Raw genomic sequence first — 24953 nt, forward strand, 5'->3', positions numbered from 1 at the left:
TTATTTGCTAGGGGTTTCATTCATTATTGTAAGTTTACTTTGTTCTTTAAGATATAGTAGGTTCCAAGATAGAAGACAAGGCTAAGGATTAAATCCTTGAGAATTTCAAAGGATATCATCCAATTGTAGTCAAAATCGATGCGAAGATTGAGGGTGATAAATCCAAGAACAACTTGGATGGCGATGTAGGCGACAACTGCAAGAGCTGTACGGTATTCATTAAAGAGTTGACCGATAGAGATAGACAAGTAGATACAAAGAATACCTGCAAGAGTATTAAAAATATAGGAAATCAAGGCTAACCAGAAATTATCTTGATAATTTTTTAGCATATACTCGGCAAAGGTAGATAGGTAAGCGCCTGGATCAACCATGACAATGATGATGTAAAGACTAAAAAGAAAGACCAGTGTACTTGTCAAAGACCAAACAAAGGCTCCAAGAAGTTTAGCGGAGAGGATCTGGTGTTCAGATACTGGCAGGGTGAGAGTTAGATAGCCACGACGATCGTAAACACTTCCCTTAAATCGTTGAATAATCAAAATCAAGGTTGAAATACCCAAAGTAATGATCAGCCCCCCAAAAACCAGAGATAGAAACACTAACATGACAACGCCCTTGTCCTGATAATAGGTGTTTGAGAGGGTGCTGCCCTGAATTCCTATGATGACAGATAGGGATAGTACAGCAGCATAGAGGGCTATAAACCATTTGTTAACATTTTTAAATTCGTAGCGAACTAAATTCCAAAACATAATAATCTCCTTTATCTAGGCTTTGAATTCATGACGGAAGAGTTGGTCGATTGACTCTCCTGACTCATAACGAATATCATCTACGTTACCTTGACGAACGACTTTTCCATCCTTGAGGAAGATAATTTCGTCTAAGATAGGCTCGATATCTGAAATCAAGTGAGTTGAAATCAAGACAGTCGAAGTTGGAGAGTAATTGTTGATGATGGTGTTCAAGATGTAGTCACGAGCTGCGGGGTCGACACCACCGATTGGTTCGTCAAGGACATATAGACGAGCGTCACGACTCATGACCAGAATCAACTGAACCTTCTCTTTATTCCCTTTTGAGAGTTTTTTGAAACGACTATTTTCATCGATGCCAAGATCACGAAGAAGACCTTGAGCGCGTTCTAGATTGAAGTCTTTGTAGAAGGTCTTAAAATAGGTAAGAGCCTCTTTAACCTTCATTTGCTCGTTGAGATAGGTCGTATCAGGTAAATAAGAAACAATCGCTTTAGTTGCTGGACTTGGTTCCATATCATTGATGAGGACACGTCCTTGCTCTGGTTGAAGTAAACCATTGATTAGTTTAATCAAAGTTGTTTTTCCAGAGCCGTTAGGTCCAAGCAAGCCAACGATTTTTCCTGCTGGGATTTCAAGGGAAACATTTTGAAGAGCAGGGCTTGCTCCATAGAATTTTGAAACATTTTCAAACGTTAACAAGGTCATAGTCTAAACTCCTTCAATATAATCTCTCAAAACAGTTGGTAGTTCTTCTTTTTCATAGCCAAATTCTACCATGCCTGTTACAAACTGTTGCAACTGTTCTTCAGAAAGTTGCTTTCGGGATTGGAGAATTAAGTCCAAATCCTCCGTGACAAAGCGGCCGGAAGTTCGTTTGGAATAAACGAAGCCTTCCCTCTCCAATTCAGATAGAGCACGCTGGATAGTGTTAGGATTGACTCCTGCTTCGCTAGCTAGTTCTCTAACAGTTGGGAGTTGTTGGTTGGGTTCAAGTTTATGGGAAACAATTTGTAATTTGATTTTCTCCATAATCTGCATATAGATGGGTTTGTTGTTATCAAATGTCCAAGACATCGCGGTCTCCTTTCTACTTCCTCTTGTGTTAATTCAATAATACAACAAAACAAAAAACTTGTCAAGCCAAAAGGAGAATTATTTTGGGAATTATTCAAAAAATGGTATAATGAGAAGAAAATGACAAGGAGGGGAAGGTATGCGTTGTCCAAAATGTGGCGCTACAAAATCAAGTGTAATTGACAGTCGTCAAGCTGAAGAAGGAAATACTATCAGAAGAAGACGTGAGTGTGAAGAATGCCAGCATCGTTTTACAACCTATGAACGCGTAGAAGAGAGAACTTTGGTTGTGGTCAAAAAAGATGGAACTCGAGAACAATTCTCAAGAGATAAAATCTTTAACGGGATTATTCGCTCAGCTCAAAAACGTCCGGTGTCTAGTGATGAGATTGGCATGGTGGTCAATCGTATCGAACAAAGACTCCTCAGTCGCAATGATAATGAAATTCAAAGTGAAGATATTGGTTCTCTCGTCATGGAAGAACTGGCTGAACTGGATGAAATCACATACGTTCGTTTCGCTAGTGTTTATCGTAGCTTTAAAGATGTGAGCGAGCTCGAAAATCTTCTCAAACAAATTACGCAATCTTCAAAGAAGAAAAAGGAAAAATAAATGAAGCCTAATGATCGTTTTTCTTTTCTAAAGAATAATCGGGTGTCGCAAGATCCCACAACTTTGGTGCAGTGCTACCTCCCGATTATCGGTCAGGATGCGCTCAGTCTTTACCTTTATACCCTAGCCTTTTGGGATAATGGACAAAAGGGACACCTCTTTTCTGCCATTCTCAATCATCTGAATTTTGGAATGGACAGACTCTTAAAGGCTTTTAAGCTCTTATCAGCTTTTAACTTGCTTACCCTCTATCAAAAGGGTGACGTCTATGAAATCGCTATTCATCCAACGCTTTCTAGTTCAGATTTTTTGCGTCATACGGTTTATCGTACCTTATTGGAGAAAAAAATCGGTGAGCCAGCAGTTTCTGATTTGCGCCAAGAGCAGGCAGGCGGAGAGCCTTTGACTGTTCCTTTGAGTCAGGCCTTTCCAGAGATAGAAGAATTGGCTAGTCATGATGAGACACCAGTAAAAGCTGATTTTAAAAATGATTTTGATTTGGATCATTTTCGTCAGCTCATGGCTCGAGATAATCTCCGTTTTCAAGCTGAACAGTCAGATGTTTTAGAGCTCTTTAAAATCGCAGACGAGAAAAAATGGACCTGGTTTGAAACCTATCAGCTAGCTAAAGGAACAGCTGTTTCCCAAGTCATTTCTGTCAAGCGCATGCGTGAAAAATTGGCGCAACAGCCCGTTGCGTCGGATTTTAGTCCTAAAGAAGCGACCATTATCAGGGAGGCTAAGAGTAAAACAGCCCTAGAATTTTTAGCGGGAATCAAACAAACCCGAAATGCAGGAATTATCCAAGCCGAACGCGATTTGCTAAAACAGATGGCGGATTTGGGACTGCTTGATGAAGTCATCAATGTCGTTATACTTTTGACCTTCAACAAGGTTGATTCGGCCAATCTTAATGAAAAATATGCCATGAAAGTGGTCAATGATTACTCTTATAACAAAATCAGAACTGCTGAAGAGGCTGTACTTCGAATCCGAGAAAAAAATCAAAAGGGGCAGGAACAAAAAACGGCGCAAACAAGCCAGGCAAAAACCAATGTTCCTAAATGGAGTAATCCAGAATATAAGAATGAAACCAGCGAAGAAACTCGTTTGGAGTTAGAACGTATGAAAAAAGAAATGTTAGCCCGATTAGGGAAAGGAGGAGACTAGATGGAAAGTGTAGGAGATGTGCTTAAAGGTCATCCCAGCCGTTTTCAATACCAAGACTTGGTCCAGCAGATTGTAAAAGATCCGGATGTTGCGGCTTTTATCCAGAAGGAATCTCTCAGCCAAGAGGAATTGAATCGTAGTATCTCTAAGTTTAACCAATACATCACCGAACGGGATAAATTCCTTCGCGGAGATACAGACTACATTGCGCGTGGCTACAAGCCTATTTTGGTCATGAATCATGGCTATGCGGATGTGTCTTATGAGGAAACTCCAGAACTGATTGCGGCTGAGAAAGAAGCTGCTATCAAGAACCGTCTCAGACTGATTAATCTTCCAGCTAGTCTGAAAAAAGCTAGTCTAGCTCAAGTTGATTTAGATGATAAAGGGCGCGTGCCGGTTTTTAAAAAGTTGTTCGCCTTTGTCGACCAATATCCAGCCATCCGTAAAGGCCTCTATCTCTATGGAGATTTTGGGGTTGGGAAGAGCTTTATGGTCGCTGCCCTAGCCCATGATTTGTCCGAAAAACGTGGTGTTTCATCAACTCTGCTCCATTATCCTAGCTTTGTCATTGATGTCAAAAATGCTATCGGTGATGGAAATGTTAAGAATTTAGTGGATGAAATCAAGCAAGCTGAAGTCTTGATTTTGGATGATATTGGCGCGGAGCAGTCAACACCTTGGGTGCGTGATGAAGTCTTGCAGGTCATTCTCCAATATCGGATGCAGGAAGATTTGCCAACCTTCTTTACCTCAAATTTCAATTTTGAAGATTTGGAAAAACATTTTGCTAAAGGCAAGAACGGAAACGATGAAACATGGGAAGCTAGACGCGTTATGGAGCGTATTCGTTATTTAGCAGAAGAAACACGACTAGAAGGAGAAAATCGCCGATGAGTGAAACAATCACCTTAATGAAATCTCATACTTCGGTTCGTAGATTTAAGGAGCAAGAGATTCCTCAAGAAGATTTAAATACCATTTTGTCTGCCGGACAAATGGCTTCTTCTTGGAAAAATTTCCAATCTTATTCTGTGATTCTAGTCAGAAGTCAAGAAAAGAAAGATGCTCTTTTTGAGCTGGTTCCTCAGGAAGCGATTCGTCAGTCTGCCGCCTTCCTCTTCTTTGTAGGAGATTTAAACCGTGCAGAAAAAGGAGCTCGTCTCCATACCGATACTTTTCAACCTCAAGGAGTGGAAGGTCTCCTGATTACTTCTGTGGACGCAGCCTTAGCTGGGCAGAACACCTTGCTTGCGGCAGAAAGCCTGGGCTATGGTGGAGTAATCATCGGTTTGGTGCGTTACAAATCTGTTGAAATAGCAGAATTGTTCAAGCTTCCTAACTATACCTACCCAGTTTTTGGGATTGCACTGGGTGTGCCGAACCAAAAACATGATGTAAAACCAAGATTACCACTAGAGAATGTTGTTTTTGAGGAAGAATACCAAGAACAAACACCTGAGGCTATTGAAGCCTATGACCGTGTGCAGGCTGAATATGCAGGAGCTCGTGCGACGACCACTTGGAGTCAACGTCTTGCAGAGCAATTCGGTCAGCCTGAACCAAGCTCCACTAGAGAAAATCTTGAACAAAAGAATTTATTGTAGAAAGTGAGAAAACATGGCCTTACCAACTGTTGCCATCGTAGGACGTCCCAATGTCGGGAAATCAACCCTGTTTAACCGTATTGCAGGGGAACGCATCTCAATCGTAGAAGATGTCGAAGGAGTAACACGAGACCGTATCTATGCTACTGGTGAATGGCTTAACCGTTCTTTCAGTATGATTGATACGGGAGGGATTGACGATGTTGATGCTCCGTTTATGGAACAAATCAAACACCAGGCAGAGATTGCCATGGAAGAAGCTGATGTCATCGTCTTTGTGGTTTCCGGGAAAGAAGGAATCACGGATGCAGACGAATACGTAGCACGTAAACTTTACAAAACTAATAAACCAGTCATCCTTGCAGTCAACAAGGTAGACAATCCTGAAATGCGAAATGATATCTATGATTTCTATGCTCTTGGATTGGGAGAACCACTACCGATTTCATCTGTGCACGGGATTGGTACAGGGGATGTGCTAGACGCCATCGTGGAAAATCTCCCACATGAAGTCGAAGAAGAAAATCCAGATGTCATTAGGTTTAGCTTGATTGGGCGTCCAAACGTCGGGAAATCTAGCTTGATCAATGCTATTTTGGGAGAAGATCGCGTGATTGCAAGTCCCGTAGCTGGTACCACTCGTGATGCCATTGATACCCATTTTACAGATGCTGACGGCCAAGAATTTACCATGATTGATACGGCTGGTATGCGTAAGTCTGGTAAAGTTTATGAAAATACAGAGAAATACTCTGTCATGCGTGCTATGCGTGCCATTGACCGTTCCGATGTAGTCTTGATGGTCCTCAATGCCGAAGAAGGCATCCGTGAGTATGATAAGCGTATCGCTGGATTTGCCCACGAAGCTGGTAAAGGGATGATTATCGTGGTCAATAAGTGGGATACCCTTGAGAAAGATAACCACACCATGAAAAACTGGGAAGAGGATATCCGTGAGCAGTTCCAATACCTGCCTTATGCTCCGATTGTCTTTGTTTCAGCTCTGACCAAGCAACGTCTCCACAAACTGCCTGAGATGATTAAGCAAATCAGTGAAAGTCAAAATACACGTATCCCATCAGCTGTCTTGAACGATGTGATTATGGATGCTATTGCTATCAATCCAACACCGACAGACAAAGGGAAACGCCTCAAAATCTTCTACGCGACCCAAGTGGCAACCAAACCACCAACCTTTGTCATCTTTGTCAACGAGGAAGAACTCATGCACTTCTCTTACCTGCGTTTCTTGGAAAATCAAATCCGCAAGGCCTTTGTCTTTGAAGGGACACCAATCCATTTGATCGCAAGAAAACGAAAATAAAAAGTAGAATCTGGAATGATATTTCCAGATTTTTTGCTATAATAAAATAAGGAAAGACTTGGTGAGGTGTGAGATGGAGAAATTTTTGAAATTGTTGGTTTTAGCACCCTACTTTTACTTTTTACGTTGGATTGAGAAGGTCGATAAAGATAGTAGATACTTCACTTTTTTCTATTATTTTTACTGGATTTACCTTCCTCTGTGGGCTTTGTTTAGTATAGCTTTTACAGGATTTTCAGTTTTACTGTTTAATTATATTTTGTTAAGTCCTAGAGATTTAACAAGGTGGGGTATTTGCTTGCTCTTAATCTTCTTATCCCTTGTGAATGACTGGAAAGTTTTTGACTGTCTAAAAAAGATGAACAAACTGAGATTGGACAAGAAGAAAGCTAGCAACAACTGAGGAAAAGTCTCATTAAAATCCCTTGCTGGAAAGGGAGATTTTAAGGGGGGCAATCCTAGGGATTGGCTCTTTTTTTATCTTTGGGGAAAACGGAATATTTCTTGAAAAAACTTGGCAAATATGCTAGAATAAAAAGAACATTCTAAAATATTCAGAATTTAAAGTAAGGAAAAAAATGGCAAATTTATTAAAAACAATCATCGAAAATGATAAAGGGGAACTCCGTCGCCTAGAAAAGATGGCTGATAAAGTCCTCAAATACGAAGATGAAATGGCTGCTTTGACAGACGAGCAGTTGCAAGCTAAGACAGAAGAATTTAAGCAACGTTATCAAAATGGTGAAATGCTAGATCAGCTCTTGTATGAGGCTTTTGCGGTTGTACGTGAGGGAGCTAAACGTGTTCTTGGACTCTTCCCATACAAGGTTCAGGTTATGGGTGGTATCGTCCTTCACCACGGTGATGTTCCTGAGATGCGTACAGGGGAAGGAAAGACCTTGACAGCGACTATGCCGGTATACCTCAACGCTCTTGCAGGCAAAGGTGTACACGTAGTTACCGTCAATGAATACCTTACAGAACGTGACGCGACTGAGATGGGTGAGTTGTACTCATGGCTCGGTTTGTCAGTAGGGATCAACTTAGCTGCAAAATCTCCAATGGAGAAAAAAGAAGCTTATCTCTGTGACATTACTTACTCGACGAACTCAGAAATTGGTTTCGACTATCTTCGTGATAACATGGTTGTTCGTGCAGAGAACATGGTTCAACGTCCACTCAACTATGCCTTGGTCGATGAGGTTGACTCTATCTTGATCGACGAAGCTCGTACCCCATTGATCGTTTCAGGAGCTAACGCAGTTGAAACAAGTCAACTCTACCATATGGCTGACCACTTTGTGAAGTCTTTGAATAAAGATGACTATATTATTGATATTCAGTCTAAGACAATCGGTTTGTCAGACTCAGGTATTGACAAGGCTGAAAGTTTCTTCAAACTAGAAAATCTTTATGACATCGAAAACGTAGCTTTGACTCACTTTATCGATAATGCCCTTCGTGCCAACTACATCATGATTCTTGATATTGACTATGTGGTCAGTGAAGAACAAGAAATTTTGATTGTCGACCAATTTACAGGTCGTACCATGGAAGGTCGTCGTTACTCTGATGGCTTGCACCAAGCGATTGAAGCTAAAGAAGGTGTGCCAATCCAAGATGAAACGAAGACTTCAGCTTCGATCACCTACCAAAACCTTTTCCGTATGTACAAAAAATTGGCAGGTATGACAGGTACTGGTAAAACAGAAGAAGAAGAATTTCGCGAAATCTACAACATTCGTGTTATTCCAATTCCGACTAACCGTCCAATCCAACGTATCGACCATTCAGACCTTCTCTACGCTAGTCTCGATGCAAAATTCAAGGCTGTCGTTGAAGATGTTAAGGCTCGTTACCAAAAAGGTCAACCAGTCTTGGTAGGTACTGTTGCCGTTGAAACCAGTGATTTCCTTTCTAAGAAATTGGTTGAAGCAGGCGTGCCTCACGAAGTATTGAATGCTAAAAACCACTATAGAGAAGCGCAAATCATCATGAATGCTGGTCAACGTGGTGCGGTCACTATCGCAACCAACATGGCCGGTCGTGGTACCGATATTAAGCTTGGTGAAGGTGTTCGTGAGCTTGGTGGACTTTGCGTCATCGGTACAGAACGTCACGAGAGCCGTCGTATCGATAACCAGCTTCGTGGACGTTCAGGTCGTCAAGGGGACCCAGGTGAATCACAATTCTACTTGTCACTCGAAGACGATTTGATGAAACGTTTCGGTTCAGAACGCTTGAAAGGTGTCTTTGAACGTCTCAACATGTCTGACGAAGCCATCGAATCTCGTATGTTGACCCGCCAAGTAGAAGCGGCGCAAAAACGTGTTGAAGGAAACAACTACGATACTCGTAAACAAGTCCTTCAATATGATGATGTTATGCGTGAACAACGTGAGATCATCTACGCACAACGTTATGATGTCATCACTGCAGATCGTGACCTGGCACCAGAAATTCATGCCATGATCCGTCGCACGATTGGACGAATTGTAGATGGCCATGCTCGTTCTAAACAAGATGAAAAACTCGAAGCAATCTTGAACTTTGCTAAGTACAACTTGCTTCCAGAAGATTCAATTTCACTTTCAGACCTAGAAGGTTTGTCAGACCAAGCTATCAAAGATGAACTATACCAACGTGCATTGAAAGTCTACGATAGACAAGTTGCTAAACTTCGTGATGAAGAAGCCGTTAAAGAATTCCAAAAAGTCTTGATTCTACGTGTTGTTGATAATAAATGGACAGACCATATCGATGCCCTTGACCAGTTGAGAAATGCTGTTGGACTTCGTGGTTATGCTCAAAACAACCCTGTCGTAGAATATCAAGCGGAAGGCTTCCGTATGTTTAACGATATGATTGGTTCGATTGAGTTTGATGTGACTCGTTTGATGATGAAAGCACAAATTCATGAACAAGAGCGACCACAAGCTGAACATCATATCAGTACGACAGCAACTCGAAATATTGCTGCGCAACGAACAAATCTTCCAGCTGATTTGGACCTCAGTCAAGTGAAACGTAATGACTTGTGCCCATGTGGTTCTGGTAAGAAATTTAAAAACTGTCACGGTAAACGACGTTAAGAATGACTAATTTTCAGGCGGATGCCTAGTGAAAAGTGAATTTTCGCTTGGCATCCGTTTACTTTATAAGGAGATGAATGATGGTATTTACAGCTAAAAGTCCTAAAATTAACATTGAAGAAGTTCGCGCCTTGTCTAAATTAGAGGGAGTCGCTCTTGCGAGAAAAAACCAACGTGATCAGGAATTGGAAGCCATCATCCGTGGAGAAGACCAGCGTATTCTCTTGGTGATTGGACCATGTTCATCTGACAATGAAGAGGCAGTTCTTGAGTATGCGAAGCGATTGTCAAAACTTCAAGAAGAAGTAAAAGACCGTATCTTTATGGTGATGCGTGTCTATACAGCTAAACCACGTACCAATGGTGATGGCTATAAGGGCTTGATTCACCAGCCAAATGCCAAAGAGGCACCTAGCCTTATCAATGGAATCAAAGCCGTTCGTCATTTACACTACCGTGTTATTTCTGAAACGGGAATGACAACAGCAGATGAGATGCTATATCCAGAGAACCTTCCCTTGGTAGATGATTTGATTTCTTATATGGCGGTTGGAGCCCGTTCGGTTGAAGACCAACAGCACCGTTTTGTAGCGAGTGGAGCAGACTTTTCGACAGGGTTTAAAAATCCAACATCTGGAAATCTCAATGTCATGTTTAACGGTATTTATGCCGCTCAAAACAAGCAGAGTTTCCTTTTCTTAGGGAAAGAAGTCGAAACTACTGGAAATCCTCTATCACATGCTATTCTCCGTGGTGCCCTCAATGAATACGGGAAAAATATCCCTAACTATTACTACGATAATTTGATGGACACCATAGCCCAGTATGAAAAAATGGGCCTTGAAAATCCATTTATCATCATCGATACCAACCATGATAATTCAGGGAAACAATACATGGAACAGATTCGTATCGTTCGCCAGACCTTGATTAACCGCGACTGGAATGAAAAGATTAAAAAATATGTTCGTGGATTCATGATTGAGTCTTATCTAGAAGCCGGTCGTCAAAACGAACCTGAGGTCTTTGGTAAATCGATCACGGATCCATGTCTAGGATGGGAAAACACTGAAGCACTTGTTCGTGAAATTTACCAAAGACTAGGAGAATAATATGGCATTTATTGAGAAAGGCCAAGAAATCAATATTGAAGCGATTAAGGCGGAAACACAATTATCTGCAGAAGCCTTGCGACATAAGGAAAGTCGTGACCAAGAACTAGCAGATATCCTTTCAGGAAAGGATGACCGCCTCCTTTTGGTCATTGGACCTTGTTCGTCTGACAATGAAGAAGCAGTTCTTGAGTATGCTCGCCGTTTAGCAGACTTGCAGAAAAAAGTTGCGGACAAGATTTTCATGGTCATGCGTGTATATACTGCAAAGCCACGTACCAATGGTGATGGCTATAAGGGGTTAGTTCATCAGCCAGACACTTCTAAAGCTCCAAGCTTGATTAATGGTTTGCAGGCTGTTCGTCAGCTTCATTATCGCGTTATTACAGAAACTGGATTGACTACAGCGGATGAAATGCTCTACCCAGCTAATCTGTTTTTGGTTGACGACTTGGTGAGCTATCATGCGGTAGGTGCGCGTTCAGTCGAAGACCAGGAGCACCGTTTTGTAGCTTCAGGGATCGATGCACCAGTAGGGATGAAAAATCCGACCTCTGGAAATCTATCTGTGATGTTTAATGCTATCTATGCTGCACAAAACAAACAAACCTTTCTCTTTCATGGTCAAGAAGTTGAAACTTCAGGAAATCCCCTGGCCCACGTCATTCTTCGTGGAGCTATGAATGAATACGGGAAGAATGAACCAAATTTCTATTATGAAACTCTCTTAAATGCTATCGGACGTTACGAGTCAATGGGCCTTGAAAATCCTTTTATCATGATTGATACCAACCATGATAATTCAGGGAAACAATATATGGAGCAAGTTCGAATTGTGCGTCAAGCTTTGCTCAACCGTGACTGGAATGAAAAGATTAAGAAGACAGTTCGAGGCTTCATGATCGAGTCTTACCTAGAAGATGGACGTCAAAATCAGCCTGAAATTTTTGGATGTTCCATTACAGACCCTTGCTTAGGCTGGGAAAACACAGTAGCTCTGGTAGAAGAAATTTATACTACCTTAACAAAATAAGTGAAAAGGATGGAGTTGGGGGATCTCAACTCCTTTTGAAAAAAATGATAGTTGGACACGGAATCGATATCGAAGAATTAGTTTCCATACAAAATGCAGTTGAAAAAAGAGAAGGCTTTGCGCAGCGTGTTTTGACAAACAAGGAAATGGAGCGCTTTTCTAGTCTCAAAGGTCGTAGACAGATCGAGTATTTGGCTGGGCGTTGGTCAGCTAAAGAGGCTTTTTCAAAGGCTATGGGAACGGGTATTGGAAAGCTAGGCTTTCAGGATTTGGAAGTCTTGAACAATGAGAGAGGGGCTCCCTACTTCAGCAAATCCCCGTTTTCAGGAAAAGTTTGGCTATCGATCAGCCATACAGATCAGTTTGTGACAGCTAGTGTTATTTTGGAGGAAAATCATGAAAACTAGTCCACATAGACCAACCAAGGCCCTTATTAATCTAGGAGCAATTCGCTACAATATCCAACAAATGGGAGCACACATTCCCAAAGAGACCCTCAAATGGGCTGTTGTGAAAGCCAATGCCTATGGACATGGAGCGGTTGTTGTTGCGACAGCCATCCAGGATAATATAGACGGCTTTTGTGTTTCAAATATCGATGAAGCCATTGAGCTTCGTCAGACAGGAATTTCTAAGGAGATTCTCATTTTAGGAGTTTCTGAGATTGAATCAATTCCGCTAGCACAAGAATTTGATATTACTTTGACAGTGGCAGGATTGGAATGGATCCAGAAACTCATAGCCACAGAGCCAGACTTGTCAGGCTTAACTGTTCACCTTAAAATTGACTCAGGTATGGGGCGAATTGGTTTTAGAAGTGCTAGTGAGGCTGAAGAAGCCCAAACTATACTCAAGAAACATGGAGCCAATGTCAAGGGAATCTTTACGCACTTTGCAACAGCAGATGAAGAGTCAGATAGCTACTTTAAGCAGCAGTTAGCGTGTTTTAAGGGAATCCTAAATGACTTGCAAGAAGTTCCAGAAATTGTTCATGCAAGCAACTCTGCAACGACTCTTTGGCATGCTGATACCATTTTTAACGCCGTCCGTATGGGAGATGCTATGTATGGCCTCAATCCAAGTGGTCAAGTATTGGACTTGCCTTATGAACTAAAACCAGCCTTAACTTTGGAGTCAGCCATTGTTCATGTAAAAACAGTTCCAGCAGGGGCTTGTATGGGTTACGGTGCGACTTATCAGGCAGATAGGGAGCAAGTCATTGCTACGTTGCCAATCGGTTATGCAGATGGTTGGACACGAGACATGCAGAATTTCTCAGTTCTGGTAGATGGACAATTGTGCCCCATCGTAGGACGTGTATCCATGGACCAAATCACGATTCGTTTGCCTAAGCTTTATCCCTTGGGAACAAAAGTTACCTTGATTGGCTCAGACGGTCATAAAGAAATTACGGCAACAGATGTAGCAGTTTACCGAGGAACCATCAATTATGAGGTAGTTTGTCTCCTCAGTGATCGCATTCCACGAGAATATTATTAAAAAACAAATGGAAAGGAGAGGAGCATGAATTTACATCAACCCTTGCATGTCTTGCCTGGCGTGGGACCTAAATCAGCAGAGAAATATGCCAAACTAGGAATTGAAAACTTGCGAGATCTCTTGCTCTACTTTCCTTTCCGTTATGAAGATTTTAAGACCAAGCAGGTACTAGAGTTAGAAGACGGTGAAAAAGCCGTTCTGTCTGGTCAGGTGGTGACACCAGCTAGTGTTCAGTATTATGGTTTTAAGCGGAATCGCCTGCGCTTTAGCCTCAAGCAGGGAGAGGTTGTTTTTGCGGTTAACTTTTTTAATCAACCCTACCTAGCAGACAAGATAGAGCTTGGCGCGACACTAGCTGTTTTTGGCAAGTGGGATCGTGCCAAGGCTAGCCTCACAGGCATGAAGGTTTTAGCTCAAGTCGAGGATGACCTCCAACCTGTCTATCGTCTAGCGCAAGGTGTCAGTCAAGCAGGACTTGTGAAAGTCATCAAGACAGCCTTTGATCAGGGATTGGACCTCTTGATAGAGGAAAATCTACCCCAGTCCTTGTTAGACAAATACAAACTTATGCCCCGTAGTCAGGCTGTTCGTGCCATGCATTTTCCCAAGGATTTGGCTGAATACAAACAGGCTCTTCGTCGAATCAAGTTTGAGGAACTCTTCTATTTCCAAATGCAGTTACAGACTCTCAAGTCTAAAAATAAGGTTCACGGAAGTGGCTTGGTTCTGAATTGGTCTCAGGAAAAACTAACGGCAGTAAAAGAACAGTTACCTTTTGTTTTGACCCAAGCCCAAGAAAAGAGTCTGCAAGAAATCCTAACAGATATGAAGTCAGACAATCACATGAATCGCCTTCTACAAGGGGATGTCGGTAGCGGGAAAACAGTTGTTGCAGGTCTGGCCATGTATGCTGCTGTAACGGCTGGTTACCAGGCGGCCCTCATGGTTCCAACAGAAATTCTTGCAGAGCAACATGTTGAAAGTCTTAAGAGTCTCTTTCCGGATTTGAGATTGGCTCTCCTAACAGGTTCCTTGAAAGTTGCTGAAAAACGTAAGGTCTTGGAAACCATTGCCAAGGGGGAAGCAGATGTGATTGTCGGAACCCATGCTCTTATACAGGATGGGGTGGACTATGCTCGACTTGGTTTGATTATCATTGATGAGCAACACCGCTTTGGTGTGGGACAAAGGCGTATCCTACGCGAAAAAGGAGAAAATCCAGATGTCCTCATGATGACGGCAACTCCCATACCACGGACCTTAGCCATCACTGCCTTTGGGGATATAGATGTTTCTGTTATTGATCAGATGCCAGCAGGACGCAAACCAATCGTAACTCGCTGGACCAAGCATGAGCAATTGCCACAGATCTTGACTTGGTTGGAGGGGGAGATTCAAAATGGTTCTCAAGCCTACGTCATTTCACCCTTGATTGAAGAATCAGAAGCTCTGGATCTGAAAAATGCCATTGCCTTATCAGAGGAATTGACGGCTCATTTTGCAGGTAAGGCCGAAGTGGCTCTCCTACATGGTAAGATGAAGAGTGATGAAAAAGACCAGATTATGCAGGATTTCAAAGAGAGTAAGACAGATATTTTGGTCTCTACAACGGTTATCGAGGTTGGGGTCAATGTTCCCAATGCGACTGTCATGATCATCATGGATGCTGATCGCTTCGGCCTCAGCCAGCTTCACCAGCTTAGAGGTCGTGTCGGTCGGGGAGACAAGCAGTCCTATGCTGTACTCGTTGCCAATCCCAAGACTGACTCTGGGAAAGATCGCATGCGCATCATGACAGAGACGACTAATGGTTTTGTCCTTGCGGAGGAAGACTTGAAAATGCGAGGTTCTGGTGAAATTTTTGGAACTAAACAGTCTGGTCTGCCAGAGTTTCATGTAGCTGATATTATTGAGGACTTCCCAATCCTAGAAGAAGCTAGAAAGGTAGCCAGCTATATCAGTTCTCTCCCTAATTGGCGAGAGGATCCAGAGTGGCACATAGTTGCCTTACATCTGGAGAAGAAAGAATATTTGGATTAAGCTTTTTCTAAGAAAATCTTAAGTTTGCTTTTAGATTGAGTGTCTATACTAGAGTCATCAAAACGAAACGAGGACTCTCTCATGATGATTAAAGTAAATTATCAAAAGACATTTCAAAAAGGATCTCAACCTTCTCCTAAATACTAAGAAAAAGAGCGGTAACGCTCTTTTTTATCTGTTTAAAACTACTTTCAAGAGGATTCTTGCGGGGGGCTAGACCTTAAAAACACTTTCCATTTCCTTTTCTTTCTTGCATTGCTTTTCCATATGTGCTACAGTTATGATAACGGTTACAAAAATTAAGGAGAATTCTATGAGAAATCTAGCATTAATAGAAGAAATGAAAACATATAAAGGAAGGGATGAAATTCCTCAAGATTTTGATGTTTTTTGGAATGGTGAGATTGAGAAGGTTTCGGTCTTGCCAGAATACCAACTAGAGGAAGGAGACTTTCATATCCCAAATGTGAAATGCTATGAGCTTACTTTTAAAGGTACACGTGATGGCCTTATTTATGCGCGTGTGGTCTTACCAAAATCAGAAAAGAAAGTCCCGGTTATTTTTCACTTCCATGGCTATATGGGACGTTGTTGGGATTGGACAGATATGTTAGCCTTTACGGTCGCTGGTTATGGTGTAGTATCTATGGATGTCCGTGGACAATCCGGTTTCTCACAAGATGGTCTACGTTCACCACTTGGAAATACAGTTAAGGGACAAATCATCCGTGGTGCTGTTGAAGGGAAAGAGCAACTCTTCTATAAGGATGTCTATCTAGATATTTATCAATTGATTGAGATTGTGGCTAGTCTCCCGCAAGTGAATGAGGAACAACTGGCTAGTTATGGAGCTTCACAAGGAGGAGCCTTGGCTTTAGTAGCTGCAGGTCTCAATCCTCGTATCAAGCGTACAGTTTCTATTTATCCATTTTTATCTGACTTTAGACGAGTGCTAGAGATTGGAAATACCAGTGAAGCTTATGATGAGCTCTTCCGCTACTTTAAGTTCCATGATCCTTTCCACGAAACAGAGGAGCAAATTATGGAAACCCTAGCTTATATCGATGTGAAAAATCTTGCCCATCGTATTAAGGGGGAAGTTCGGATGATTACTGGACTAGATGACGATGTCTGCTATCCAATCACCCAGTTCGCGATCTACAATCGTTTGACTTGTGAGAAGAGCTATCGCATCATGCCTGAATATGCACACGAAGCTATGAATGTTCATGTCAATGATCAAGTTTACAATTGGTTGTGTGGCAGTGAAATTCCCTTTACCTATGTTGGTTATTAAAAAAATGTAAAAAGAGCCCTGTCAAAAACAGGGCTTTCTTTGCCGGGAAAACAGAAAGTAGTTTCAAAAAGCTTGAAACATAAAAATATATCTGAAAGTAAATTCTATTATAGATTATGAAGGCTATGATTTAGAATATTTATTATATAATAAATGTAACATCAAGTCGAAAGGAGTAAAATGGTTGCTTACTGGAAGGAAGTAAATAAAGGCAGCCGCATTTCAGATGAAAAAGAATGGGGGAAACCCATCAATAATACAGTTTCTTTACATGATTGATGCCCTAGAGGCTAAAAATTTTAAGTAAAAAAGAAAGCGCTTTATTTTTGTAAAAAGAAAGGAAAATTATGACACAGAGAGATTTTGAACGGAAACAATGTTTTGGAATTAGAAAGTTTACAGTAGGAGCTGCATCGGTGGTCATTGGGGCAGTTGTTTTTGGTGCGTCACCAGTTTTAGCCCAAGAAGCTCCGACAACCAGTGGTGAAACAGCTGGACAAGCTTTGCCAGAATTGCCAAAAGAGGTAGAAACAGGAAATCTAGCTAACTTAGATAAGGAACTTGCTGATAAGTTGGCAACAGCGACAGATAAAGGGACAGAAATTAACCGTGAGGAGTTGCAAGCAAATCCAGGCTCTGAAAAACCAACAGAAACTGAAACTCCAGCAGAGACTCCAGCTGCAGAAACTGGAAATGCAGAAGAAACTGAGAACCAAGGAGCACTTGCTCGGGACTATTACTCAAGAGAATTGGAAAATGTCAACACTGTCGTAGAAAAAAATGACGTTACTACCAATGCAGAAAATAATCAGCGAGATGACCTTACAAGTGATTTAGAGAAACTAAAGAAACTTCAAGATGCAACAGTGCATATGGAGTTCAAACCAGATGCATCGGCACCACGTTTTTACAATCTTTTCTCTGTATCCAGTGATACTAAGGAAAATGAATACTTCACCATGTCAGTCTTTGATAATACAGCCCTTATCGAAGGCCGTGATGCAAATGGTACACAATTCTATGATAAATACACCGATGCACCATTAAAGGTTCGCCCTGGTCAGTGGAATTCAGTTACCTTTACTGTGGAAAAACCAACAACTGAAGTGCCTACTGGAAGAGTTCGTTTATATGTAAATGGTGTCTTATCCAGAACAAGTCTAAAATCTGGGAAATTCATCAAAGATATGCCAAATGTGAACCACGTTCAAATCGGAGCGACCAAACGAGGAAGCAAGACAGTTTGGGGCTCAAATCTACAAGTTCGTAATCTAACAGTCTACGACCGTGCCTTAACGCAAGATGAAGTTCGAACACGAAGTCAATTATTTGAAAGAGGAGACTTGGGGCAAGAACTTCCAGAAGGGGCTGAAATTTCTAAAAAAACAGATGTTTTTACAGCAGGTAAAAATGGGCAACCAAATCAAGATGGCATCAATAGCTATCGTATTCCAGCCCTCCTCAAGACTGACAAGGGAACTTTGATTGCTGGAGCTGACGAACGCCGCTTACACCACTATGACTGGGGTGATATCGGTATGGTCGTTAAACGAAGTGAAGATAAGGGTCAAACATGGAGCGACCGCATCACTCTTACGAATCTACGTGACAATCCAAAAGCCAAGGATCCAAACATCGGTTCACCAGTAAATATCGACATGGTCTTGGTTCAAGATACTGAAACCAAACGAATCTTCTCAGTCTACGATATGTTCCCAGAAGGTAAAGGGATTTTTGGAATGTCTTCTGAAAGAGAAGTTGCCTATAAGGAAATTGATGGAAAAACTTATCAAATTCTATACCGTGAAGGAGAAAATGGAGCCTATACGATTCGTGAAAATGGTCTTGTCTACACACCAGATGGTCAGGCAACGGATTACCGTGTTGTTGTAAATCCTGTCAAGCCTGGTTATAGTGATAAAGGGGATCTTTATCAAGGTGAGCAGCTACTAGGAAATATCTACTTTACAAGCAATAAAACTTCTCCATTTAGAATTGCTAAAGACAGCTACCTATGGATGTCTTATAGTGATGATGATGGTAAGACTTGGTCTGCACCACAAGATATTACTCCAATGGTCAAAGCTGATTGGATGAAATTCTTAGGTGTGGGACCTGGAGTGGGAATTACCCTTCAGAATGGACCTCATAAAGGTCGGATTGTTGTCCCTGTCTATACGACAAACAGAACCCACCACCTCAACGGTTCTCAATCATCTCGCATTATCTATTCAGATGACCATGGTAAGACTTGGCATATGGGTGGCGGTGTCAATGACAACCGTACACTTCATGATGGCACAGTAGTTGATTCAAGCAACATGAACAATTACTACGCTCAAAATACAGAAGCTTCTGTTGTTCAGTTGAACAATGGTCAGTTGAAACTCTTTATGCGTGGATTGACAGGAGATTTGCAGGTCGCAACAAGTAAAGATGGTGGAGCAACTTGGGAAAAAGATGTGAAACGCTATTCAGATGTCACAGATGTTTATGTTCAAATGGCGGCAACTCACACAGTTCAAGATGGTAAAGAGTATATCCTTCTAGCAAATGCTAACGGACCAGGTCGTAAGAATGGTCATATTCGAGTGGCTCGCGTAGAAGAAGATGGCGAGTTGACTTGGTTGCATCATCATTTGATTCAAGAAGGTGAGTATGCTTATAACTCGCTTCAACAAATCGGTCCAAAAGAATTTGGTCTCTTGTACGAACATCATGAAGCAGGTGGCAATCCTTATACTCTATCCTTCAAGAAATTCAACTGGGATTACCTAACTAAAGAGAGACTTGCTCCTAAAGAAGTGAAAGTTACACAGGCTATGGAAAAATGGCCAGGCATTATTGCTATGGAGTTTGATTCAGAAGTCTTGGTAAATCAAGCTCCAACTCTCAAACTAGCTAATGGTAAGACTGCAACCTTCATGACTCAGTATGATACTAAGACTCTTCTATTCTCAATCGATCCAGAGAATCTTGGTCAAAAGGTGACAGGTCTTGCAGCAGGCGCAATTGAAAGCATGCATAACTTGCCAGTATCTGTAGTAGGTGCTAAACTTACGAATGGTGTCAATGGCGATGAAGCAGCAGTTCATGAAGTTCCAGAATTCACAGGTGGTGTCAACGGTGACGAAGCAGCTGTGGCAGAGCTTCCTGAGTATACTGAATCAATTGGAACAGTAGGTGACGAGGGAGCAATCCATGAAATCCCAGAATTTGCTAATGAAGAAAGTTCAAAAGGTGACTCTACTACTCATGAAGTTCCAGAATTTACAGGTGGAGTCAACGGTGACGAAGCAGCTGTGGCAGAGCTCCCTGAGTACACTGAATCAATTGGAACAGTAGGTGACGAAGCGGCACCAACCGTAGAAGTTCCAGAATTCGAAGGTGGTGTCAATGGCGACGAAGCGGCTGTAGCAGAGCTTCCTGAAAACACTGCTCCTAGTGCAACAGTAGGCGACGAAGCGACACCAACAGTAGAAGTTCCAGAATTCACAGGTGGCGTCAATGCAGTCGAAGCAGCAGTTCATGAAGTCCCAGAATTCACAGGTGGGGTCAATGCAGTTCAAGCGCTCAAGCATGAACTTCCTGAATATACAGGCGGAGCAAATGCAGTCCAAGCGCTCAAGCATGAACTCCCAGAATTCACAGGTGGCGTCAATGCAGTCCAAGCGCTCAAGCATGAACTTCCAGAATTTACAGGTGGCGTCAACGCTGTCGAAGCAGACAAGAACGAATTTCCAGAATATAAGGGCGAAGAACAACCGCTTGTAACGCTAGTAGCGCAACAAGATAAGACTTACCAAGCGCCTGCAGCTCAACCACAACAGCCAGCTCTACCTGTAACAGGAAGCCAAGTTTCAACTTCTCTAGTATCTGTTGGAATTCTTGGGATGTTCTTGGGAATGTTAGGAATGGCCAAGAAAAAAGAAGATTAATGGCAACATTCAATTTGAAAAGTCTCTATAAGCAGAGTTAGACTGATACATAGAGAGTCTGTAGCAATCAGTTGCTACAGGCTCTTTATTTATAGAAAGCGAAGATGATAGCGAAAATGGAAAATAGAGGGAAATTCAAACAGGAACATTTTCTCTGAAACTACTTTCAGGAGATTCTCTTTCATAAAATTGTTTTGAAACTTCAATCTATTCTAGCACAAGTTATTGAAAGCGCTTTAAAAATGATATATAATAGACTCATAAGAAAAAAGAAAAGGAGGAAAGTAGATGCCACAAATCAGTAAAGAAGCCTTGATTGAGCAGATTAAAGATGGAATCATCGTTTCTTGCCAGGCACTTCCTCACGAACCGCTTTACACAGAAGCGGGAGGTGTAATGCCCTTGCTAGTCAAAGCGGCTGAGCAAGGTGGAGCAGTCGGTATCCGAGCAAATAGTGTTCGGGATATTAAGGAAATCAAAGAGGTCACAAATCTTCCGATTATCGGAATTATCAAACGTGACTATCCACCACAGGAACCCTTCATTACTGCTACTATGAAAGAAGTTGATGAATTAGCAGCTCTTGACATTGAGGTGATCGCTCTTGATTGTACTAAGAGAGAACGCCATGATGGCTTAGAGATTCAAGAATTTATCCGTCAAATCAAAGAAAAATACCCAAACCAACTCTTGATGGCTGATACAAGTACCTTTGAAGAAGGGCTAACAGCAGTTGAGGCAGGAATTGATTTTGTTGGAACAACCTTGTCAGGCTACACATCTTATAGTCCAAAAGTGGATGGTCCAGATTTTGAACTCATCAAGAAACTCTGCGACGCAGGGGTGGACGTCATCGCAGAAGGAAAAATTCATACACCAGAACAGGCTAAGCAAATCCTAGGTTACGGAGTGCGAGGCATTGTAGTTGGTGGAGCTATTACTAGACCAAAAGAGATTACGGAACGATTTGTTGCGGGTCTCAAATAAGACAATTAAAACACGAGGAGAGTGGTTGATTCGTAAAATAAAATGTAAACGTATACAAAGTTGTCAATGCTCACTATCCGTTTCGGATACGCTTATCATCATTTAGGAGAATACTAATGAAATTTAGAAAACTAGCTTGTACAGTACTTGCGGGTGCTGCTGTTCTTTCTCTTGCTGCTTGTGGCAAATCAGACGCTAAAAAAGACGCTGCAGCTGATTCAGGGAAAACTGAAATCACTTGGTGGGCTTTCCCAGTCTTCACTCAAGAAAAATCTGGTGACGGTGTTGGAACTTATGAAAAATCTATCATCGAAGCTTTCGAAAAAGCAAATCCAGATATCAAAGTTAAATTAGAAACAATCGACTTCAAGTCTGGACCTGAAAAAATCACTACAGCTATCGAAGCTGGAACTGCTCCAGATGTACTCTTTGACGCACCAGGTCGTATCATCAATTACGGTAAAAACGGTAAATTGGCTGAGTTGAACGATCTCTTCACAGACGAATTTGTGAAAGATGTTAACAACGAAAATATCATCCAAGCAAGTAAAGCTGGCGATAAAGCTTACATGTATCCAATCAGTTCAGCGCCATTCTACATGGCTATGAACAAGAAAATGTTGGAGGATGCTGGTGTAGCTAACCTTGTTAAAGAAGGTTGGACAACAGATGATTTCGAAAAAGTCTTGAAAGCACTTAAAGATAAAGGATACACTCCAGGTTCATTGTTCAGTTCAGGTCAAGGGGGAGACCAAGGAACACGTGCCTTCATCGCTAACCTTTACGGTGGTTCTGTAACAGACAAAGAAGTTACTAAATACACAACTGACGACCCTAAATTTGTCAAAGGTCTTGAAAAAGCATCAAGCTGGATCAAAGACGGTTTGTTGAACAATGGTTCACAATTTGACGGTGGAGCAGACATCCAAAACTTTGCAAACGGTCAAACATCTTACACTATCCTTTGGGCTCCAGCTCAAAACGGTATCCAAGCTAAATTGTTGGAAGCAAGTAAAGTTGAAGTGGTTGAAGTACCATTCCCATCTGACTCAGGCAAACCAGCTCTTGAATACCTTGTAAACGGATTTGCAGTATTTAACAACAAGGATGAAAAGAAAGTTGCCGCAGCTAAGAAATTCATCCAATTCATCGCTGATGATAAAGAGTGGGGTCCTAAAGACGTAGTTCGCACAGGAGCATTCCCAGTTCGTACTTCATTTGGTAAACTTTACGATGACAAACGTATGGAAACAATCAGTGGTTGGACTAAATACTACTCTCCATACTACAACACAATCGACGGATTTGCTGAAATGAGAACTCTTTGGTTCCCAATGTTGCAATCAGTATCTAATGGTGACCAAGAACCTGCTGCAGCTTTGAAGACATTCACTGAAAAAGCGAATGAAACAATCAAAAAAGCAGCTAAAAAATAAGCCCTAAATAAAAAGTAAAATCCCCCCTTTTCCCTGTGCATAACTGTGTACGAAAAGGGGGAGTTTTATTTAAAAAATGTAAGGAACTGACAGGTCAAAATTAAAATGAAGTTCTTACATTGGCAAATCTTTAAAAGAATTTCATTCTGATTTTAAATCGATGTCAGATGACAGTCAAAAAACAAAAACTATTTGAAAGTGAGGTGCCAACTGTGAAAGTCAATAAAATTCGCATGAGAGAAACAATTGTTTCTTACGCTTTCTTAGCACCAGTATTAATCTTCTTTACCGTCTTTGTCCTAGCTCCAATGATCATGGGATTCATCACTAGTTTCTTTAACTACTCAATGACTAGCTTTGAGTTTGTGGGACTTGACAACTATATCCGCATGTTTAAAGACCCTGTCTTTACAAAATCTTTGATTAATACCGTAATCTTAGTTATCGGATCTGTACCAGTCGTTGTACTTTTCTCACTATTTGTGGCATCACAAACTTACCAACAAAATGCCGTTGCTAGATCCTTCTATCGTTTCGTCTTCTTCCTCCCTGTAGTAACAGGTAGTGTTGCCGTAACAGTAGTATGGAAATGGATCTACGATCCTCTATCAGGTATTTTGAACTTCGTGCTGAAGTCAAGCCATATCATTAGCCAAAACATTTCTTGGTTAGGAGATAAAAACTGGGCTTTGATGGCGATTATGATTATCCTTTTGACAACATCAGTTGGTCAACCAATCATTCTTTACATCGCTGCAATGGGTAATATTGATAACTCTCTTGTTGAAGCGGCGCGTGTCGACGGAGCAACTGAGTTACAAGTTTTCTGGAAGATTAAATGGCCAAGTCTTCTTCCAACAACTCTTTATATCGCGATCATCACAACCATCAACTCATTCCAGTGTTTCGCTTTGATTCAGCTTTTGACTTCAGGTGGTCCAAACTACTCAACAAGTACACTTATGTACTACCTATACGAGAAAGCCTTCCAATTGACTGAGTATGGCTATGCCAATACTATTGGTGTATTCTTGGCAGTTATGATCGCTATTGTCAGCTTTGTTCAATTTAAAGTACTTGGAAACGACGTAGAATATTAATAGAAAGGAGACAGCTATGCAATCTACACAAAAGAAACCTTTAACAGCTTTCACTGTTATTTCAACCATCTTCTTGCTCTTATTGACTGTACTGTTTATCTTTCCATTCTACTGGATTTTGACAGGTGCATTCAAATCACAACCGGATACCATTATGATTCCACCACAATGGTTCCCTAAAGCTCCAACAATGGAGAACTTCCAACAATTGATGGTGCAAAACCCAGCCTTGCAATGGATGTGGAATTCAGTCTTCATTTCATTGGTAACAATGTTCTTGGTTTGTGCAACTTCATCCCTAGCAGGTTATGTATTGGCTAAGAAACGTTTCTATGGACAACGCATTCTCTTCGCTATCTTTATCGCTGCCATGGCTCTTCCAAAACAAGTTGTTCTTGTGCCATTGGTACGTATCGTCAACTTCATGGGAATCCATGACACTCTTTGGGCAGTTATCTTGCCTTTGATTGGATGGCCATTTGGGGTCTTCCTTATGAAACAGTTCAGTGAAAACATTCCGACAGAATTGCTCGAATCTGCTAAAATCGATGGATGTGGCGAGATTCGTACCTTCTGGAGCGTAGCTTTCCCAATTGTGAAACCAGGATTTGCAGCCCTTGCAATCTTCACCTTCATCAATACATGGAATGACTACTTCATGCAGTTGGTTATGTTGACTTCTCGTAACAACTTGACCATCTCACTTGGTGTTGCAACCATGCAGGCCGAGATGGCAACTAACTATGGTTTGATTATGGCGGGTGCTGCCCTTGCAGCTGTGCCAATCGTAACAGTCTTCTTAGTATTCCAAAAATCATTTACTCAAGGTATTACTATGGGAGCTGTTAAAGGATAGTACTCTGCGAAAA

General features: G+C 41.5%; 20 protein-coding genes. 17 read left to right on the top strand and 3 right to left on the bottom strand.

What is annotated here, in order from left to right:
* Positions 1-23: 23 nt before the first annotated feature.
* Genes NGI26_RS07700 through NGI26_RS07710 form a run of 3 tightly spaced genes read right to left on the bottom strand, consistent with a single transcriptional unit; the run spans position 24 to position 1835 of the window.
* Positions 24-755, bottom strand: coding sequence for a hypothetical protein (locus NGI26_RS07700; RefSeq protein ID WP_251938446.1), 732 nt, complete (start codon positions 753-755; stop codon positions 24-26).
* Positions 756-770: 15 nt separating this feature from the next.
* Positions 771-1466 carry an ABC transporter ATP-binding protein gene (locus tag NGI26_RS07705; RefSeq protein ID WP_251938447.1) on the bottom strand — a complete coding sequence of 232 codons (696 nt, stop codon included), beginning with the start codon at positions 1464-1466 and terminating at the stop codon, positions 771-773.
* 3 nt (positions 1467-1469) lie between these two features.
* The gene (locus NGI26_RS07710; protein ID WP_251938449.1) at positions 1470-1835 is read right to left on the bottom strand and encodes a GntR family transcriptional regulator; all 366 of its coding nucleotides are present in this window, start codon (positions 1833-1835) and stop codon (positions 1470-1472) included.
* Between the two features lie 139 nt (positions 1836-1974).
* Between NGI26_RS07710 and nrdR the strand changes: the two genes are divergently transcribed.
* The 17 genes from nrdR to NGI26_RS07800 all read left to right on the top strand — a co-directional run bounded on the left by nrdR (position 1975) and on the right by NGI26_RS07800 (position 24940).
* The gene (gene nrdR / locus NGI26_RS07715; protein ID WP_251938451.1) at positions 1975-2448 is read left to right on the top strand and encodes a transcriptional regulator NrdR; all 474 of its coding nucleotides are present in this window, start codon (positions 1975-1977) and stop codon (positions 2446-2448) included.
* Positions 2449-3618, top strand: coding sequence for a replication initiation and membrane attachment family protein (locus tag NGI26_RS07720; protein ID WP_251938454.1), 1170 nt, complete (start codon positions 2449-2451; stop codon positions 3616-3618).
* The gene (gene dnaI / locus NGI26_RS07725; RefSeq protein WP_251938457.1) at positions 3619-4515 is read left to right on the top strand and encodes a primosomal protein DnaI; all 897 of its coding nucleotides are present in this window, start codon (positions 3619-3621) and stop codon (positions 4513-4515) included.
* On the top strand, positions 4512-5225 hold the full coding sequence (locus NGI26_RS07730) for an NADPH-dependent oxidoreductase (RefSeq protein WP_251938459.1): 714 nt from the start codon (positions 4512-4514) through the stop codon (positions 5223-5225). Before dnaI ends, NGI26_RS07730 begins: the two co-directional genes overlap by 4 nt.
* A 13-nt stretch (positions 5226-5238) precedes the next feature.
* Complete coding sequence (gene der, locus NGI26_RS07735) at positions 5239-6549, top strand: ribosome biogenesis GTPase Der (protein ID WP_251938461.1); 1311 nt, start codon at positions 5239-5241, stop codon at positions 6547-6549.
* A gap of 578 nt (positions 6550-7127) precedes the next feature.
* On the top strand, positions 7128-9641 hold the full coding sequence (gene secA, locus NGI26_RS07745; protein ID WP_251938465.1) for a preprotein translocase subunit SecA: 2514 nt from the start codon (positions 7128-7130) through the stop codon (positions 9639-9641).
* An 80-nt stretch (positions 9642-9721) separates the two neighbouring features.
* Positions 9722-10753: a 3-deoxy-7-phosphoheptulonate synthase gene (locus NGI26_RS07750; RefSeq protein WP_251938613.1), complete on the top strand. Its 1032-nt coding sequence runs from the start codon at positions 9722-9724 to the stop codon at positions 10751-10753.
* 1 nt (position 10754) lies between these two features.
* A complete protein-coding gene (locus tag NGI26_RS07755) occupies positions 10755-11786 on the top strand; it encodes a 3-deoxy-7-phosphoheptulonate synthase (protein WP_251938467.1) in 1032 nt (343 codons plus the stop codon).
* 44 nt (positions 11787-11830) lie between these two features.
* Entirely contained in the window at positions 11831-12193 is a 363-nt protein-coding gene (acpS, locus tag NGI26_RS07760; RefSeq protein ID WP_251938615.1) for a holo-ACP synthase, read from the top strand.
* Positions 12183-13286, top strand: coding sequence for an alanine racemase (alr, locus tag NGI26_RS07765; protein WP_251938469.1), 1104 nt, complete (start codon positions 12183-12185; stop codon positions 13284-13286). The genes acpS and alr overlap by 11 nt, the downstream gene beginning before the upstream one ends.
* Positions 13287-13310: 24 nt before the next feature.
* Positions 13311-15326, top strand: coding sequence for an ATP-dependent DNA helicase RecG (gene recG / locus NGI26_RS07770; protein ID WP_251938471.1), 2016 nt, complete (start codon positions 13311-13313; stop codon positions 15324-15326).
* A gap of 313 nt (positions 15327-15639) precedes the next feature.
* On the top strand, positions 15640-16623 hold the full coding sequence (locus NGI26_RS07775) for an acetylxylan esterase (RefSeq protein WP_251938474.1): 984 nt from the start codon (positions 15640-15642) through the stop codon (positions 16621-16623).
* A 347-nt stretch (positions 16624-16970) separates the two neighbouring features.
* Entirely contained in the window at positions 16971-20561 is a 3591-nt protein-coding gene (locus NGI26_RS07780; protein ID WP_251938476.1) for an SIALI-17 repeat-containing surface protein, read from the top strand.
* A gap of 288 nt (positions 20562-20849) precedes the next feature.
* Positions 20850-21548, top strand: coding sequence for an N-acetylmannosamine-6-phosphate 2-epimerase (locus NGI26_RS07785; protein WP_006152943.1), 699 nt, complete (start codon positions 20850-20852; stop codon positions 21546-21548).
* Positions 21549-21664: 116 nt separating this feature from the next.
* A complete protein-coding gene (locus NGI26_RS07790) occupies positions 21665-22984 on the top strand; it encodes an ABC transporter substrate-binding protein (RefSeq protein WP_251938478.1) in 1320 nt (439 codons plus the stop codon).
* 233 nt (positions 22985-23217) lie between these two features.
* Positions 23218-24084, top strand: coding sequence for a carbohydrate ABC transporter permease (locus NGI26_RS07795; RefSeq protein ID WP_053092415.1), 867 nt, complete (start codon positions 23218-23220; stop codon positions 24082-24084).
* A gap of 16 nt (positions 24085-24100) precedes the next feature.
* Positions 24101-24940 (top strand): carbohydrate ABC transporter permease, encoded by an 840-nt coding sequence (locus NGI26_RS07800; protein ID WP_004250812.1) that lies wholly within the window; start codon positions 24101-24103, stop codon positions 24938-24940.
* Positions 24941-24953: the final 13 nt, after the last annotated feature.

It is taken from the genome of Streptococcus sp. Marseille-Q0941 (genome assembly GCF_943736975.1).
Taxonomy (GTDB): Bacteria; Bacillota; Bacilli; order Lactobacillales; family Streptococcaceae; genus Streptococcus.